This is a genomic window from Streptomyces sp. NPDC002669, assembly GCF_042889165.1.
GTDB lineage: Bacteria > Actinomycetota > Actinomycetes > Streptomycetales > Streptomycetaceae > Streptomyces.
Map to the genome: position 1 here is coordinate 130,529 of NZ_JBIAQQ010000010.1, position 17,469 is coordinate 147,997.

Consider the following 17,469-nt stretch of genomic DNA (forward strand, 5'->3'; position numbering starts at 1 on the left):
ACCCGCCACGGCCCCGCCGGGCCCCTCGCCGCACAGGTGACCGCCCATGCCTGAACCCCACCCGCTCCTGGCCCACTTCACCGCCGCCTCCGAAGGCCGGTTCCCGCCGTGCGACGGCGGGGTCACCGTGCTGCCGCCGCTGCCCGGCGGACTGGAATGTTCCGTCGCCTTCACCGGGCACGCGGTCGTCGCCACCGCCCTGCCCGCCGCCGAGGTGCACGCCGGACGGCCCGACGGCTTCGGCGCCTCCCTGGCACCCGACTTCCTCCGCCGCCTCGCCGGCCCCGAGGGCTGGATCGACACCATCGACGTCACCCTCGCCGCACACGGCACCGGCGGGCCGCCGCGCCTCGCCGAACGGACGGAGGGAACGGACACCCACCCACGCGTCCTCCGCGCCCGCGAACTGCGCGACGACGTCACGGTCCACGGCGACGAACGGGGCCTCGTCACCCTGGCAGAGGGCCTTGCCGGACGCCGCGAGCTGAGCATCGAACTCGATGCCCCGCACGAGGCCAGCCGGGGCCGCGGACGCGGCCTCCTCACCGACGCGCTCTCCCTCGTACCGGACGGCGAACCGGTCTTCGCCGCCGTCGCCCCGGGCAACGCCCGCTCCCTGCGCGCCTTCCTGGCCTGCGGTTTCATTCCGATCGGCAGCGAAGCGCTCCTGCGACCCCGGCGTCACGGCACCGGGGGCGGTTTCCGGCCCGCCCCGGCCGGACCCCTCAGGGTGTCGAACCACCCGGGCGCCAGCCCCGGCGGCGGGCCCGGGGGAGGGTGAACGCGACGAAGCCCGTGACGAGGACGGCCACCCCGGCGGCCGCGGTGACGGCGATGGCCGTGGTGCGGCCGGAGTGGTCCTCGGGGGGAGGCATGCGGAGGCCGTCCCGGTCGTGGGGGGCCGGGGGAGCGGAGGCGGGGGCCGGGGCGGTGACGGCAGCCGCGGGGTCCACCGTGCCCGCGCCGACCAGCGCCCTGTCGGCCGGGACGCGGTACGCCGTCGAGGTGAGGCGATCGGCCAGCTGGGCGGGCGTCAGGTCGGGGTGCGCGGCGACGACGAGCGCGGCGGCGCCCGCGACGAACCCCGTGGCCATCTCGGCTCCGTCGCCCGTGAAGCCGCCCGTGCCGCCCGGTCCGATGCTCATCACGGCATTGCCGGGCGCGCTCAGGTCGGGTGCGGTACGGGGGGCGAGCCTCCGGTCGGGGACGCCGCCGGGCCCGAGCGCCGCGACGGCCAGGACGTCCGGCAGCGCGGCCGGGTGGGCGGCCGGTGCGGGGGTGTCCCCGGAGCCCGTGGGGGTGTCGCCCGCCGCGTACGCCGGGGCGATCACCAGCGCGCCGCGGCGGCCCGCTTCGCGAACGGCCGCGGTGAGCGCCGGGCTGCCCTTGGGCAGGGCGATCGGTACGGCGATGACGCGCGCGCGGCGGGCGACGGCCGCTTCGATCCCGGCGGCGACGCCGTTCGCGGTGGCGCCGCCGTCCGACGCGGTGACACGGACGGCCACGATCCCGGCCTCGGGGGCGACCCCCGCGAACCCCGTGCCGCGGCGCGGCGCGGCGGCGATCAGCCCCGCGACGAACGTGCCGTGACCGATGCAGTCGGTGCCGGAGGCGGCGGAGACGGGGGTGACACGGCCGGCGAGGGCGGGGCTGCGCGTGGCGTCCACACCGGTGTCGACGACGGCGACGACGGCGCCCGCGCCGCGGGTGGTGTCCCAGGCGCGGGACGGGGCCAGGTACTGCTGGGGCCACGGGACGTCGACGGGATGCTGCGCGGACGGTTTGACGCATCCACCGCTCCGGGGCGGGGCGGCGGAGATCCGGGGCAGGCCGGTGTCGGCCGCGGCGGGGGACGCCGCCGCGAGCGGGGCGGCCACGGTGAGGGCGGCGAGGACGGCGCCGAGGGCACGGGCGGTACCGCGGGGGAGCCGGCCCGCCGGGGTGCGCGGACCGCGCCGGTCGTCGTCGGCCCGGGGCGGCAGGTCCGGGAGGTGGGGAGCGTGCGTCATCGGGACGTTCCCCCCTCCGTCGCCGGGGCCTCGGCCCTGCCGGGGGCGGCGGCGCCGGAGCGCGGTGTGCGGACGGGGGCGGCGCCGGGCGTGGCGGTGCGCGGACGGCCCGACGCGCCGGGCGTCGGCGCCGGGGACGCCGTGCCGGGCGTCGCACGGGGTGCGGTGCGCTCCTGCCACGGGGACGAGCTGGTCGCCGTGTCGGTGCGCGGGCGGCGCGGGTCGCGGACGGGAGCGGAGGAGCGCCCGGCCCCGGGCACGCCGGGGAGCGGCGCGGTGCGGCCCGGTTCCGTGGCGGGGGCCCCGGGGCGGTCGGCGGGATCGGCGGCCCGGGGCCGGGGCGCGGCGGGCGGGCGTGCGGCGACCCCGGCCCGGTCGGTGACCCCGGACACGGAGGGACCGGCCGGCCGGTCCGCGTTCTCGGACGGGGTCGAGCCGGTCGTCCGGGGGGCGGGGCCGGACCGGGTGGGGCCGGCCGGTCGGGCGGTGGTTTCGGGGCGGGGGTCGGAGGGCGGCTGCACGACGACCCTGGGCCGGGTGGCGGTGCCACGGCCGTCGGCGCGGTCGGCGCGGTCGGTGGCGTCGGCGGGGCCGGCCGTGGTCCGGGGGCGGGAGGCGGGCGGCAGGGGCTTCGCCGGGGCGCTCACGCCCCGGGGGACCTCCCGCGTCTCCTCGTCCAGCCTCGCCCGCGGGCAGGCCGGGTTGAACGCCTCGAAGCAGGTGGCGCACCGCCCGGTGCCCCGGAGCCTCCCCGACGTCCTGCCTTCGTCCGTCATTCCGTCACATCCTCGGGAAGCAGCAGCCGCAACTGGTCCGTGTCGGCGTCCGGGACGGACGCGAGCCGCCCGGCCTGGCGGGTCATCATCTGTTCGAGCACGGTGCGGGCGTAGCGCCCGTTGCCGAAGCCCGGACCGCGGTCGACCCCGGCGAAGTGCCGGCGCAGCGCCTCCAGCGTGGCCGGCGGGCACTCGTAACCGTCCCGGGTGCTCTGGCGGCGGACGATCTCGACCAGTTCGTCGGCATCGTAGGAGGCGAAGGTGACGGTACGTCCGAAACGGGAGGCCAGACCCGGGTTGGAGCCCAGGAACCGCGCCATGTCGCCCTCGTAGCCCGCCGCCACCACGACCGTGTCGTCGCGGTGGTCCTCCATCAGCTTGAGCAGGGTGTCGACGGCCTCCCGGCCGAAGTCGGAACCCGAACCGCCCTCGGGCGTGAGGGCGTACGCCTCGTCGATGAACAACACGCCGCCCCGGGCACGGGCGAACGTCTCCTTGGTGAGCTGGGCGGTGTGGCCGACGTACCGGCCGACGAGGTCGGCGCGGGACACCTCCACCAGCTGGCCGCGCGGCAACACTCCCATCGCGCCCAGGAGTTCGCCGTACAACCGGGCCACCGACGTCTTGCCGGTGCCGGGCGGCCCGGCGAAGACCAGATGGTGGGCGACGCTCGGGGCGGGCAGCCCGGCGGCCCGGCGGCGACGCGCCGCCGACAGCAGGTTGACGAGGTCGCGGACCTGCGCCTTGGCGCCGTCCAGGCCGATCAGGCCGTCCAGTTCGGCGAGCACCCGGGTGAGGCGTTCGGACTGCCCGCCGTCCGTGCCGCTCTCGCCCGCGACGGCACGGGCGGCCTCCTCGCCGACGTCCGAGGGGACGAAGGCGGTCAGGTCCTCCTCGGTGATGTCGGGGGTTTCCGCGAGGCGCAGCGCCTGGCGGTCCACCATCTCCTCGAACATCTTGCGGGCGGCGCGCGCGTTGCCGAACGACTCGTCCCGGTGCATCTGCCCGAAGTGGTGGGCCAACGCCTTCTCGGTGTCCTCGCCGAGCGTGAACCGGTTCTGCTCGCCCTGGCGCCGCACGATGGTGACCAGCTCGTCCACCGCGTAGTTCTCGAATTCCAGGGTGCGGCTGAACCGGGACCCGAGCCCGGGGTTGGACTCCAGGAAGGCCCCCATCTGCCGCGAGTACCCGGCGGCGATGACGACGACGTCCTCGCGGTGGTCCTCCATCAGCTTGACCAGGGTGTCGACGGCCTCCCGGCCGAAGTCGGGGCCGCTGCCGCCGTCCGCGGTGAGGGTGTACGCCTCGTCGATGAACAGCACGCCGCCGAGGGCCCGTTCGAAGACCTCCGTGGTCTTGATGGCGGTACCGCCGACGATCTTCGCGACGAGGTCGGCGCGCGACACCTCCACCAGGTGTCCGGAGCGCAGCACGCCGAGCGCGGCGAGGATCGAGCCGTAGAGGCGGGCGACGGTGGTCTTGCCGGTGCCGGGCGGCCCGGCGAAGACCAGGTGGCGGGCGGTGGCCGGGACGGGCAGGCCCATCTCGCGGCGACGCCGGGCCAGTTTGTTGAGGTTGACGAGGGTGGCGACCTGCTCCTTGACGGCGCGCAGCCCGACGAGCTCGTCGAGCTGCGCGAGCGGGCCGGTGAGCGGTTCGTCGCCCGCGGCCCCGGCCTCCGGTGCGGCGGCGCCGTCGCCGCGTCCGCCGAGGACATCGGGCTCGCCGTTGCCGTCGCTGGTCAGGTCGTCGGCGGCGAGGCTGCCGCCGGGGGCGGTGTGCCGGACCCCGGCGCCGGCATTGCCCGTGACGGTGCACCTCACGGCCCGGACGGGGCGCTCGGTGGCGATCCGGACGCCGTCCGCCCCGCCGTCGGCGAACCGGCACTCCGTCAGCTCCGCCGAGGCGTCCGTGCCGACGAGCACGCCGTGGCCGCGACTGCGCAGCACCCGGGCCCGGACGGCGGTCAGCGCGGCCCCGTCGTCGGTGACCGCGATGCCGTCCGTGCCGGAGTCCTCGACGAGGACGTCGACGAGTTCGGGGGCGCACTTCCCGGCGGCGGCGAACCCGGTGGTGCCGCTGCCGCGGACGGCGACGTCCTGGAACGCCGGACTCGCGCCCTCCACGCGGACCCCGCACCCGGTGGCATCGGCGACGGTGGTCCGCTCGACACGCCCGCGGGCCCCGTCGCGGGCGTACAGGCCGTGCCCGCCGGCCTCGACGATCTCCACGTCGCGGAGCTTGGCCCGGTTCCCGCCGGTGAGGACGACGCCGTGACCCCCCGCCCGGTGCACCGTCACCCGGTCGACGCGGGGCGAGCTGTCGGCGTCGAGGAGGACGCCCTCGGCGTTGCCGCCGGTGACGAGGGTGCGTTGCACGGTGGGCTCGGCGTCGCCGCGGACCAGGATCCCGGCGGCGACGGAACCCTCGACCAGGCAGTCGGAGAGGACCCCGCGGGCGCGGTCGATCGCGACGATGCCGTTGCCGCCCGAACCCCGGAGCTCCACGTTGTCGAGGGCGGGCGCGGTGGAGGCGGAGAGCAGCACGCCGTGGGTGGTGCTGTCGACGGCGCAGCAGCCGGTGAGGACGGGGCGGCCGGCGGAGGAGATGTGGAAGCCGATGGTGCAGCCCACCGCGCGGACGTCGGTGAGGCGGGTCTCGGCCTGCTCCTCCAGGGCCACCCCGGGCTTGGGGGTGCCCTGGACCGTGAGGCGTTCGACGGTGCCGCCCGCACGGCCGTTGGCCAGCAGACCGTTGCCGCGGGCGTCGCGGACGGTGCAGTCGCGGATGGCGGGCGCGGACTGCTCGCCGAGCACCAGACCGGAACTGCCGAGATCCTCGAAGACGCAGTCCTCCACGACACTGGACTCGGGGGACAGGTCGACGAACCCGGCCCCCGCCGGGTTGGTGATGACACAGTCGCGCATGGCGAGGGAACCGCGCTCCCGGGAGAGCAGCGCCGTCCAGGAACCGGCGTGCACCCGGCAGTTCTCCAGGGCGGCCTGGCCGCGGGGGACGTCGACGACGGGGGCGTCCTCGTCACCGCCGCGCAGCACCAGCCCGGAGAGCTTGACCGCCTCGGCGACGACCTGGACGGCGGTGCCCGAGCGGGGGGCTATCTCCGGCGGGTCGTCGGGGTCGTCGGCGACGATCGTGACCATCTTGGTGATGACGAGGGACTCGTCGTAACGGCCGGGGCGGAGGCGGATCACGCCTCCCGGGCGCGTGGCGACGAGGGCCGACGTGATGCCCTGGTACGGGTCCGCGACGGTGGTCTGGCGGGCCATGGCGTTCCTTTCTGCGTCGTCTCTACGTCGTCGTGGTCGGCCACCGCACCGGCTCCCGGCCCCTCGGCACCCGGCCCCGGGCACGGCCCCGTCCGGCGCGGACGCCGACGCGTCGCGCGGGCCGGGCGGGGCGCCGGGGGCGGGGGCGCGGCAGGAGGGGCCGGGCCGTCAGGGCCGGTGGGCCGTCTGGATCTGCACCGTGCGACGGCGGGTGATGTAGAGCCCCCGTCCCGCGGGCAGGATACGTGGCTTCGTCCCCGCCACCACCTGCCCTTCCGCAGGCGGGCAGCTCATCAGCAGCACGGGCGTGTTGGCCTCGACCAGGCGGCGCAGCAGCTGGTCGGACATCATCGCCCGGCCGGAGCCGTTCGCACTGCGGGCGACGACGACGTGCAGTCCGACCTCGTCGGCCTGGGCCAGGAACTCGTGGAGCGGGGCGAACGGATCGCCGCCCGACAGGCCGCCCGTGGAGACCAGTTCGTGGTCGTCGACGAGGAGGAACAGCCGGGGCCCGCTCCACCAGTCGCGCAGCCTGAGCCGGGCGGGGGCGATGTCGGGCCCCGGGACCCGCTCCTTCATCGCCCGCGCCACCCCGTCGACCATCTGCCCCAGCAGACCGGCGCCGGTGGCGTAGCCCAGGCGGTGGGAGTCGGGGACGGCCTCGGCGAGACCGCGCCGGTAGTCGACGAGGACGATCCGGGCCTCGTCGGGGGTGTACCGGGCGCGGATGCCGTCGGCGATGTGGGCGAGCAGGTTGGACTTTCCGGTCTCGACGTCCCCGACGACCACCAGGTGCGGGTGCTCCTCGAAGTCGTGGTGGAAGACGTCGAGCCGCTGGTCCTCCAGACCGAGCGGGACACGCAGGTCGCCGTCGGCGGCGGGAAGTTCGTCCGCCGGAAGGTTCATCGGGAGCATCCGCACGGGAGGTGCCGAAGGGCCGTCCCACTCGGCGGCGACCTGCCGGACGAGCGCGGCGACGCCGTCGGCGACGGTCTCCGCGCGCGGGTCGCCGTCCGTACGGGGCAGCGCGGTGAGGTAGTGCATGCGGTCGGCCGTCAGACCGCGGCCCGGGACGGTCGGCACGGTCGCCGCCACCCGCATGTTGACCATCGAGTCGACGGGGTCGCCCAGGCGCAGCTCGAAGCGGGTGCCGAGCTGGTCGCGGAGGGCGGCGGAGATCTCCATCCAACGGCCGGAGGCGACGATCAGGTGCACTCCGAAGTTGAGGCCCCGAGAGGCGATCAGGTTGAAGGCGGGGGCGAGGTCCATGAAGTCCTGCCGGATGGTGTTCCAGCCGTCCACGACGAGGAAGACGTCGCCGTGCGCCTCGTCCGGGAACTCGCCCTCGGCGCGGCGGCGCCGGAAGTCGGTCATGGACTCCACGCCCCGCTCGGCGAAGAGCAGTTCGCGGTGCGTGATGACGTTGCCGACCTCGGCGATGGTACGGGCCATCCGCTCCGGGTCGAGGCGCCCGGTGACGCCGCCGACGTGCGGCAGCCCGGTGAGCGAGGTGAGCGTCCCGCCGCCGAAGTCCAGACAGTAGAACTGGACGTCGCGCGGGGTGTGGGTGAGGGCGAGCGCGGTGATCAGGGTGCGCACCAGGGTGGACTTGCCGGACTGGGGGCCGCCCGCGATGCCGACGTGGCCGCCCGCGCCGGAGAGATCGGCGAGCAGTTCGTCACGGCGCTGCTCGAAGGGGCGGTCGATGACACCGACCGGGACGGTGAGGAACTTCCCGCCGGGCATGCCGGGCGGGGGCAGCAGGAGATCGAGCGTCGGGGGCTCGCCCAGCGGCGCCAGCCACACCTGGTGGGCGGGCGGGCCGGAGCGCTCCAGCTTGTCGACGGCGACGGTGAGCAGGCTGGGGCCGGAGGCGTTCTCCTCCTCTTCCTCCGCCAGGTCCGGTTCGGTCCGCGGGTCGACCTCGGGCAGCGCCCGGGGCGCCACCCAGCCCGCCTCGAACGGCACCACCTGCCCGGCGACCACCGCCTGCCGGACCGCGGGGCGGACCACCTGGTACCGCCCGGAGACATAGGCGGCCTTGAACCGGGTGAGGGCGCCGACGTCGTTCTTCAGCAGGCCGCTGCCCGGCTGCGGGGGCAGCTCGTAGGCGTCCGGGACACCGAGCACGCCCCGGCTCTCCATCGCGGAGAAGGTGCGCAGCGCGATCCGGTAGGACAGGTGGCTCTCCAACTGGCTGATGCGGCCCTCGTCCAGGCGCTGCGAGGCCAGCAGCAGATGCACGGAGAGCGAGCGTCCGAGCCGTCCGATCATCACGAAGAGGTCGAGGAAGTCGCGGTGCGCGGCGAGCAGTTCGCTGAACTCGTCGACCACGACGAACAGGGTGGGCAGCGGGTCGAGGGCGGCGCCGTTCGCCCGCGCCTCCTCGTACTCGCGGACGGAGGCGTAGTTCCCGGCCTTGCGCAGCAGCTCCTGGCGGCGGACCAGCTCGCCGTGCAGGGCGTCCTTCATCCGCTCGACCAGCGCCGCCTCGTCGGCCAGGTTGGTGATGACGGCCGAGGTGTGCGGCAGCCGGTCCAGGCCCAGGAAGGTGGCACCGCCCTTGAAGTCGGTGAGGACGAAGTTCAGCGTCTCGGAGGAGTGGGTGAGCGCCAGCGCGAGCACCAGGGTGCGCAGCAGCTCCGACTTGCCGGAACCGGTGGCGCCGATCAGCATGCCGTGCGGGCCCATGCCGCCCTGCGCCGACTCCTTGAGGTCGAGATCGATGTGCGCGCCGTCCGCGCCGATGCCGATCGGAACCCGCATCCGCTCCGCGGAACTGCGCGGACGGTGCAGCTCGGCCGGATCGGTGGCGTGCAGATCGCGGATGCCGAGCAGGTCCGTCAGCTCCATGTTCTCCTGGAGCGGGCGTTCGGCCCGCGCCGCGGCGCCCAGCCGGTAGGGGGCGAGGACGGTGGCGAGGGCGCGGGACGCGTGCGGTCCGAGGGCGTCGGGCCGGCCCAGGGCCGTCTCGGTGGGCTTGCCGTCCGGGGCGGTGGACAGCAGCGCCAGCGCGTCCGGTTCGATCCGCAGGCGCAGTGTGCCGCGGGTGGGGCAGGCGCCGTCCAGCGTGCCGCGGACGTCGACGACGACGGTGTTGCGGTAACCGGACTCGGCGAGCCGGGCCCCCGGCGGTACGGACGCGGTGTCCAGGACGACGACGGTGAACGGTTCGTCACGGCTCGGTTCCGCACCGGGCTCGAACGGCGGCCGGTCGGCGAACTCCTCGCCGAGCAGCGGCTCCAGTTCGGAGACCGTCTCGGCCACCAGCCGGGCCGAGCCCGCCCCGTCGACGTCGGCCTGGTGCTGGACGTGCGGCAGCCACTTGACCCACGACCAGGAAGGCAGCGCGTCGCCGTCCGCCACCACGGCGATCGTCAGGTCCTCCGGGGCGTGTGCCACGGCGAGTTGGGCGACCAGCGCCCGGGCCGCCGCCCGGGAGGTCTCGCGGTGCTCCTCCTTCGCGGTGAGGAGCACCCGCGCGAACGACCGAAGCCGGACGGCGACCGGCTGGTCGCCGACCGTCGAATAGGCGTGGATGAAGCGGCGCAGCGCGTGCGCGGAGAGCGGCTCCAGGTCCTCGACCGGCTTGGTGGACAGCGGCGAGAGGGTCAGCGCGAGCTGCTGCTCACCGGTGCCGATCCGCACCTCGCCGAAGTCGTCATGGGTGGCGCGTCGTTCCCACAGCCGCCCGGTGCGGGCCACCGACCACAACGCCCCGGGAAGGGGATGGCGCCACTCCTGGGCGCGCCGCTGCTGCTCGACCACCTTGCGGATACGGCGCCGACTGGTCGTCAGGTACCGGAGGTAGTCCCGGCGCTCGGCGCGCAAGGCACGCTTGCGGTCACCGGCGGCCCGGAGGAACTGGGCGATCAGCATGCCGACGGCCGAGGCCCCCATCATGCCGATCGACACCCACATCAACACGCCGTTGCCCTGGCCGGGACGGATGAAGATGAGCACCATGCCGAGCGAACTCAACGCCATCGGCAGGTAGGTGATGATGCCGCTCATGGCGCCCTGGGGCTCCGGCAGGGAGGGGGGCTCCTGCAGCGTCAGCTCGCCCTCGGGCATGGCCGGGCCAACCCGGCGCGGAGGCCGCCGAAAGGTGACGGTACTCAAACCGGCTCCCGGATCGATGTGTCGGCGATTCGATATCGGCGCTCGGGGTGCCGATTATCGTGCGGTCGGACGACCGTACAGTCATAACGAACTTCACGATAATGTGCAGCCGATCCCGGGTCGAATCCCGATCGGAAAAACATGGCGGGAGTGAATCGCGCACCGTGAGCGACAAGACCGCCGGGCTCTGCCGAATAACCATCAGAAGCCCGGAAAAAACCTTCGAACTGGGCATACCTGTCGATGTCCCACTCGCGGATCTGTTGCCGGTACTCGTCGAGTACGCCGGCGGCGACCTCCACGAAAAGGGCCTGGAACACGGCGGCTGGAGCCTGCAACGGCTCGGCGCGGCCCCGCTCGACGAGGAGCGCACCCCGGCCGCCCTGGAGCTGCGCGACGGCGAGACGCTCTACCTGCGAGCCCGCCACGAGGCCCTGCCCGAGGCCGACTTCGACGATCTCGTCGACGGCATCGGCGAGTCGCTGCGCGCCCGTTCCGACACCTGGCGGCCCGAGCTGACCCGTCGGCTGCTCCTCGGGTTCACCGTGGCGGCCCTGGCCGCCGGGCTGATCACCGTCCTGCTGCCGGGCGAGGCGATCTGGCGGGCCACGGCCGCCGCCGTCTTCGCGTCGCTGCTGGTGGCGGGCGGTCTGGCCGCCTCCCGGGCGGTCGGCGACGCGGGCGCCGGGGCCGTGCTCGGCGTACTGGCCGTGCCCTATCTGGCCGTCGCCGGCACACTCGTCCCGGTCGCCGGGCACGGCGAGGACATGCTCGGCCCGCGGCTGCTGGCCGGCGGCGCCGCAGGGGCGGGCGCGGCGATCGTGGCCCTGGCCGCGGTCGGTGCCTTCGCACCGCTCTTCCTGGGGGCGTTCACGGTGGCGGCGTTCACCGTGGCGGCCGGCGCGATCGCCCTCGCCGGAATGTCGATCGCGCAGGTCGCGGGGTGGTTGACGGTGGCGACCGTGCTCGCGGGCGGGTTCGTGCCCAGCCTGTGCTTCCGGCTCGCCGGGATGCGGATGCCGCCACTGCCGTCCAACGCGGGCGAACTCCAGGAGGGCATCGAGCCGTTCCCCGCCCAGCAGGTGCGCGAACGCGCCGAACTGGCCGACCGGTACCTGACCGGGATGTACACCGCCCTCGGACTGGTGGCCGTCGCCTGCGAGACGGTGCTGCTCACCGCCGGGGACGGCTGGACGCCCCCGCTGCTCGCCGTGGTGCTGAGCACGCTGCTGTTGCTGCACGTCAGGGTGGTCGGCGCGGTGTGGCACCGGCTCGCGATGGCGATCCCCGGGGCGTACGGGATCGCCCTGGCGGCCGTGGTGCGCGCGATGGACACCGGGCTCCCGGGGCGGCTGGAGGTCACCGCCACCCTCGCCGCTCTCGCCGCGGTCACCGCGATCGCCGCGTGGACGGTGCCCGGCCGCAGGCTCGTCCCCTACTGGGGCCGGGCCGCCGACCTCCTGCACACCTTCTGCGCGCTGGCACTGCTGCCGCTCGCGGTGCTGCTCGCCGGGGTGTTCGGCGCGCTGCGCGGAATCCGGGGGTGATGCGCTGATGGCGGTGCAGTCGCGCAAGGACCAGGTGCAGGCGCACCTCTACGTGATGGGCAGACTGGCCAGCGGCCTGCTGCGGGACGACCCCGACTCGCCCGACACCCCGACCGCGCGGACCTGGCGCGGCATCCGGTGGGGCGCGCTCCTGGTGGTGCTGGCCTGTGTGGTGACGGTGCTGTACGGGCTGATCAAACCGGGCGGCGGGACGTCCTGGCAAACCCCGGGCGCGCTGGTCGTCGTGAAGGACACCGGCGCCCGCTACCTGAACATCGGCGGGACGCTCCACCCGGTGCTCAACGAGGCGTCCGCACGGCTGGTGGCCGGGGACCGGATGACGGTCGAGCAGGCCGCGTCCCAGTCGATCGTGGACGCGCCGCGCGGCGCCCCCATCGGGATCGTGGGCGCTCCGGACGGCTTGCCGGCCGCGCCCGGCCCCGAGACGTGGGCGGTGTGCGCCGGCGTGCGGCCGGACGGCGCGGCGGGCGGCACGAAACCGCTGACCAGCGTGGTCGTGGCGGGACCGGAGGAAGCCGGGGACGGGCTCGGCTCCGATCGCGGCGTGCTGGTGACGGCGCCGGGGGAGGGGCAGCAACTGGTGTGGAACGGGCGCCGGTTCCGCGTCGACGCCCGGCACGGGACGGTGGCGGCGCTGGGCTGGGCCGGCGTGACGCCCGTACCGGTGAGCGCGCCGTTCCTGACGGCGCTGGACGCCGGGCCGGGGCTGGCCCCGCCGGAGATCGCCGGGCGGGGCCGTCCCGGCCCGCGGCTCGCGGGCGGCGCCACCCGCGTCGGACAGCTGTTCTCGGCCGGGGGCCAGCACTACGTGCTGCGCACGGACGGGCTGGCGCCGCTGACCGGGCTGGTCAGACGCCTGCTGCACGGCGACCCGCGCACCCAGGACCAGGCGTACGACGGCCGGGCCGTGGTGGAACGGCCCATCGGCCCCTCCGACCTGGCGGCCCATCAGGCCCCCGCGTCGGCGGCGCAGCAGCTGGCCGCCGGGCTGCCCGACTCGGCACCGCAGGTGGTGAGGGTGGACCCGGCGCAGGAGCAGGTCTGCGCCCGGGTGACGCCGTCCGCCGGGGGCCACACCACGACGGTGGCCCTGGTCCCGGCGGCCGGGGTGCCGGGCTCGACGCCCACCGCCCAGGCGGGGGTGACGGCGCCGTGCGTCCCGGTGGACCGGACGTGGGTGCGCCCGGGGGCGGGCACACTGGTCCGGGCCCGATCGTCGGCCGGGACGGGCAACTCCCTTTATCTGGTGGCGGATTCGGGTGTCTCGTATCCCGTCACGACGGCGGGGCTGAAGCAACTGGGATATTCGGAAGGCGCGGCCGTCGACGTTCCGGGCCGACTGCTGAACCTTCTTCCGGGCGGCCCCGTGCTGGACCCGTCCGCGGTATCGAAGGCCGGGGAGGCGGACGCGGATGCCGAAAGCGCGGAGAGGGTTCCCCCGAAAGGAAAACGAATCCGTGAACAATGCGGCGCCGGGTTGTAAAGAGGCGACAGAGGGCGCAGAACTTCCCTCTGCCGCTACTGACATGGGCTCATTGAACAGTTAATCTCATTGGTGCAGGTGGGGGTGGGGAGGACTCTGTGACGTATGAGTCATGCCTTCCCCCGTGCACCGGGTTCCGACTCAGAGGGAGGCAGCGGTGTCCGAGCTCGTCAAGGACGCGGCAGCGGCGCGGAAGGCAGTCACCGCGCTCGACACGCACTACGGGTTCATGAAGCAGGCCGGCGGTGTGGCCGACGGCATCAGGTCCAACGTCCAGGCGAACTACCAGACGGACTCCGGCTCCGCGGCGACCTTCCAGCAGAAGTTCGAGACGTGGCAGCAGGGTTACAACGAGGCGATGCGCGCCGTCGACGACGTCTGGAACAAGCTGAACCAGCAGCAGCAGGTGCTCGACGCCGGTGAAGAGGCCGCCCTCCAGCACGCCAAGAGCGGCTTCGACAACACCGCGGTCTCGGACGGCATCCTCGGCGTCCTCAACCGCAACTGATCAGGGTCCTCGACCACAACTGATCCGGCCACATCCGTCGTACGGGAGAGGGGCACGCAGTGTCCGGCAACATCAGGATCAACTGGGGCGGCTTCGCCGACGCCACCAACGACATGCAGCAGCTCACGGCGAACATGCGCAACGCGCTGGAGGAGCTGATCGGGGGCGTGCAGGACCTCGCCCGGAACGCCGAGGGCAAGAGCGCCGACACCTGGCGCGACGTCCAGACGCAGCTCAACGCCGCGATCAGCAAGATGGACAACGCGTTCAACCAGGGCCACCAGACCCTGAGCAACATGGGCAGCACCCACCACGAGCACGACGGTCAGGGTGCCAAGGTCATGGCGAGCTGACGGGAGGTGAGTCGTGGCTGAGGACACCACCTCCACCTACCAGGTCTCGTCGGAGTTCCTGCAGGGCTTCGCGCGGGACAGGATCAACGGTCTGTTCCTCGAACAGTTCAGGGACGAGCCGTACATCAAGAAGCTGCGTGGCTACGGCGGTCAGGGCGGGTCCGGCGAGTACGACAAGCTCCTCACGGGCAACCCGGATTCGACGGTCACCTCGGCGAAGACCCTGCAGGACGAGTTCACGGCGTTCGCCACGAACATGGTGAAGATCCTGGACGGCCTGCAGGACGGGATGAAGGTCCTCTCCGACAAGGTGATCGGGGTCAACCACATCACTCAGCAGGGCGAGCAGGAGGCCAAGGACACCGCCCTGCAGTCGATGATGGACGACCTCAGGGAGCCGCTGGCCCTGTTCAGCGGCAGTGGCAAGAACACGCAGCCGACGGCGGGCAACACGCCGACGACCACTGGTAGTTGACCGGGCGCCGAAGTGACGGGCGAGGCCGGAAGGGCAGGGAGACAGGATGGCAGGCACGAATTGGGAGGACCTTCTGGGCCTCTTCGCCGAATCCGCGACCCCTCCGGCCAAGCGGACGGACGTCACCGACCTGAAGTGGATCGCCGATCACTACGTGAATCCCTGGCACCACGCGGCGGGGGAGGTCGGCGCGCCCGGGGGCTACGAGTTCGGCTGGCACAAGACGTGGTTCCTGAACAACATCCTGTACGTCAACTACCAGGTCGGCTTCAACATCAGCCCGGAGCTGAAGGACCCGCTGCCTCAGGACAAAGCGGTCTACCAGTGGCACTTCCGTGCCAGGGAAACCCTCCGCAGGGCACTCTCGGAGGAAGGCAACTCCGTCTTCGCGTTGCTCAGCTTCGACGACGCCAGCAACACGGTCAAGGGCGTCCAGCGGTTCCTAGAGACCTGGTTCCACACGATCAAGGGCTGGGCCGAGGAGATCGACGTCCCCGGTTCGGACTTCCAGGGCACCGCGGCAGGGCAGTTCCGCAGCATGCTCATCGGCGTCGCGAACCAGTTCGGCGACCTGCACACGCAGATAACCAATCCCGGTGACCCCTCCAAGGAGATCGACGAGGCCCGGACCGCGGCCACCAACGAACTGCGCGGCCTGTACGACCTGTTCCTGAAGTACGGCACGGAGAAGAACGCCTGGCCCGCCCAGATCCTGGGCGACCTGTTCCGCGAGGAGTTCGGGGAGGGCGCCTACCACTTCGACAACGGCTGGCTGACGACGGCGACGCTCGGCGACCCGAACTCGTCGGGCTTCTGGGCCGCTTTCGAGCAGAAGGCCAAGGACCGTTGGCTCACCCAGGTCAGCGAGAGCCTCGACAACCCCGCGTCCGCTGCGGCGAGCGCCATCAGCAGCGCCTACACCGACGCGAGCAATGCCATCATTCCCCCGTACAAACCGACCTGGGACGCCCCCGCCGGCACCGGCCAGGGCGGGCCGAACCCGGCCGACGGCAAGAACCCGACGGCCGATGCCATCGCCACACTGCTCAACGGACTGAAGAACCCCCAGGGCGGTCCGGACGGTCTGTCCGAGAAGCCCCCCGGCATCGACGACGAGACCCAGCTCCCGGGCGGCGACAGCGAGGGAGAGTTCAGCGGTGGCGGCGGGGCCTTCGACCAGAACGGCGCCGGGGGCGAGGGCCCCGGCTCGGCGCTGGAGAACCAGCTGAAGAACCTGAACGCCGAAGGACCGGGAGCCTTCGACAACAAGGGGATCACCGGCAATGGAGGCACGGGCCTCGGGAACACCGGCCTCGGAGACACCGGCACCGACACCGACAAGAACGTCACCGGCCCGGGGGTGTTCGGCCCCGGCGGCGGCCTGACGAACATCCCGCCCGGCTCCACGATCAACAAGAACGGCACCGTCACCGGCCCGGACGGCAAGACGCTCAAGAACCCCGACGGCTCCGTCTACAAGGCCCCGCCCGGCGCCTTCCAGCAACAGCAGAAGCAGCAGGAGGCGCTGCGCCGCGAGGCCGAGGCGCAGCAGAAGGCGTACCAGGAACGGCTCAAGCAGCAGGAAGAGGGACAGCGGCGCGCCGAGCAGCAGCGGCGCGACAACGAGAAGGCGCTGGCACGCCTCCGCGAGACCTCCCGGCTGTCCGGCGAGCACCCCGGCACCCGTGGCAACGGCGAGGGCGGAACGCAGCAGAGCAAGGGCGTGTTCAAGGTCCGCAACCCCGACGGGACACACTCCGAGTACACCTTCGGCAAGAACGGCAAGGGCCCCGTCGGCGTCGAACCGCCGGCCGGCCGGGTCAGGACCTCCTCCGCCGACCCCAACGTCAGGACCACCGAGGAGACCACCACCGGGCGGCGCACCTCGTCCTCGCCACCGATGATGCCGCCGCCCGGAGCGGGCGGCGGCGGGGCCCCGGCGGGGCAGGATCAGCACCGGGAGCGGAAGAGCTACCTGGACGAGGACGAGGAGACGTGGGGCACCCAGGAGTGCACCTCGACGGGAGTGATCGGCTGATGGCGGAGCAGAACGACGGCGGCATCCGGGGCGGCGGCCCCGCGTCGCGTCCCCGTTCCGCGCGCGAGCAGTTCGAGTCGATCCTCGGCTCGACGCTCCAGGAGCAGTTCGACGAGATGCAGCAGCAGGTCCGCGAGCACACCGAGAAGCTCGCTTCCGTCCAGCGCGAGCTGGCCGCGCGCACCTCCACCGTGCGTTCCAAGGACCGTGTGATCAGCGTCACCGTCGGTGCCCAGGGCGACGTCCGCGAGATCAAGTTCCACAACGAGGACTACCGGCGGATGGACCCGGCACGCCTGGGCAGGGCCCTGGTGGAGCTGATCGGCAGGGCACAGACCGAGAGTGCCGAGGCGGCGCGCGAGGCGTTCGAGCCGCTGCGCGGGAAGGGCGCCGAGATGCGCCGGTCGATGCTGGCCGGCTCGCCCGTCGAGGAACTCCTCGCCCCGATCCGGGAGATGACGAAGAACCTCGGACAGACTCCCCCGGCCCGGGGAGGCAGGAACGATGGCTGACGGCAACGAACTGAGGGCCGGCGACGCCACCTGGCAGGGGTTCGCCGACTACGAGAACCTCGGCACGGCCCTGGCCAAGGGACACGGCAATCTCGACGCCATCAACGACCTCAACACCCGGGGCGGCGGCGACGGCGAGGACGAGTCGTCGAAGCAGTACCTGGAGCGGATCAAGCCGGGCATGCCACCGCTCACCGACACCCTGAAGATGCTGGACCTCCTGATCACCCAGCTGGGCCAGAACGGCCAGGACGTGAAGAAGATCTTCGGCGACGCCGAGGACCAGGCCGCATTGCTGGCCAAGCACTGGAAGGCGGCCGGAGGGGAACAGTGACGCG

At 73.4% G+C, this 17,469-nt stretch carries 13 protein-coding genes; 9 read left to right on the top strand and 4 right to left on the bottom strand.

From position 1 onward, the window contains the following. Nucleotides 1-46: 46 nt before the first annotated feature. A complete protein-coding gene (locus ACFYW1_RS17660; protein ID WP_388993152.1) occupies nucleotides 47-781 on the top strand; it encodes a hypothetical protein in 735 nt (244 codons plus the stop codon). Here ACFYW1_RS17660 and ACFYW1_RS17665 read toward each other — a convergent pair. The 4 genes from ACFYW1_RS17665 to eccCa all read right to left on the bottom strand — a co-directional run bounded on the left by ACFYW1_RS17665 (nucleotide 726) and on the right by eccCa (nucleotide 10,146). Further along, nucleotides 726-2,009 carry a S8 family serine peptidase gene (locus ACFYW1_RS17665; protein WP_388993155.1) on the bottom strand — a complete coding sequence of 428 codons (1,284 nt, stop codon included), beginning with the start codon at nucleotides 2,007-2,009 and terminating at the stop codon, nucleotides 726-728. The genes ACFYW1_RS17660 and ACFYW1_RS17665 overlap by 56 nt on opposite strands. Next, a complete protein-coding gene (locus ACFYW1_RS17670) occupies nucleotides 2,006-2,785 on the bottom strand; it encodes a hypothetical protein (protein ID WP_388993158.1) in 780 nt (259 codons plus the stop codon). Before ACFYW1_RS17670 ends, ACFYW1_RS17665 begins: the two co-directional genes overlap by 4 nt. After that, entirely contained in the window at nucleotides 2,782-6,072 is a 3,291-nt protein-coding gene (locus tag ACFYW1_RS17675) for a right-handed parallel beta-helix repeat-containing protein (RefSeq protein WP_388993161.1), read from the bottom strand. Before ACFYW1_RS17675 ends, ACFYW1_RS17670 begins: the two co-directional genes overlap by 4 nt. Before the next feature lie 168 nt (nucleotides 6,073-6,240). Further along, nucleotides 6,241-10,146 (bottom strand): type VII secretion protein EccCa, encoded by a 3,906-nt coding sequence (eccCa, locus tag ACFYW1_RS17680; protein ID WP_388993164.1) that lies wholly within the window; start codon nucleotides 10,144-10,146, stop codon nucleotides 6,241-6,243. A gap of 212 nt (nucleotides 10,147-10,358) precedes the next feature. Here eccCa and eccD point away from each other — a divergent pair, with 212 nt between their 5' ends. The 8 genes from eccD (at nucleotide 10,359) to ACFYW1_RS17720 (ending at nucleotide 17,465) form a co-directional block, all read left to right on the top strand. Continuing rightward, a complete protein-coding gene (gene eccD, locus ACFYW1_RS17685; RefSeq protein ID WP_388993167.1) occupies nucleotides 10,359-11,741 on the top strand; it encodes a type VII secretion integral membrane protein EccD in 1,383 nt (460 codons plus the stop codon). A 7-nt stretch (nucleotides 11,742-11,748) separates the two neighbouring features. Beyond that, entirely contained in the window at nucleotides 11,749-13,245 is a 1,497-nt protein-coding gene (gene eccB / locus ACFYW1_RS17690; protein ID WP_388993170.1) for a type VII secretion protein EccB, read from the top strand. A gap of 157 nt (nucleotides 13,246-13,402) precedes the next feature. Further along, nucleotides 13,403-13,753, top strand: a complete 351-nt coding sequence (locus tag ACFYW1_RS17695; protein ID WP_388993173.1) for a hypothetical protein — start codon at nucleotides 13,403-13,405, stop codon at nucleotides 13,751-13,753. Between the two features lie 59 nt (nucleotides 13,754-13,812). Further along, a complete protein-coding gene (locus tag ACFYW1_RS17700; RefSeq protein ID WP_388993176.1) occupies nucleotides 13,813-14,106 on the top strand; it encodes a WXG100 family type VII secretion target in 294 nt (97 codons plus the stop codon). Nucleotides 14,107-14,119: 13 nt separating this feature from the next. Next, on the top strand, nucleotides 14,120-14,581 hold the full coding sequence (locus ACFYW1_RS17705; protein ID WP_388993179.1) for a hypothetical protein: 462 nt from the start codon (nucleotides 14,120-14,122) through the stop codon (nucleotides 14,579-14,581). Nucleotides 14,582-14,627: 46 nt separating this feature from the next. Then, nucleotides 14,628-16,619 (top strand): hypothetical protein, encoded by a 1,992-nt coding sequence (locus ACFYW1_RS17710; protein ID WP_388993182.1) that lies wholly within the window; start codon nucleotides 14,628-14,630, stop codon nucleotides 16,617-16,619. Continuing rightward, nucleotides 16,619-17,131, top strand: coding sequence for a YbaB/EbfC family nucleoid-associated protein (locus ACFYW1_RS17715; protein ID WP_388993185.1), 513 nt, complete (start codon nucleotides 16,619-16,621; stop codon nucleotides 17,129-17,131). Before ACFYW1_RS17710 ends, ACFYW1_RS17715 begins: the two co-directional genes overlap by 1 nt. After that, complete coding sequence (locus ACFYW1_RS17720) at nucleotides 17,124-17,465, top strand: hypothetical protein (protein ID WP_388993188.1); 342 nt, start codon at nucleotides 17,124-17,126, stop codon at nucleotides 17,463-17,465. Before ACFYW1_RS17715 ends, ACFYW1_RS17720 begins: the two co-directional genes overlap by 8 nt. Nucleotides 17,466-17,469 lie beyond the last annotated feature (4 nt).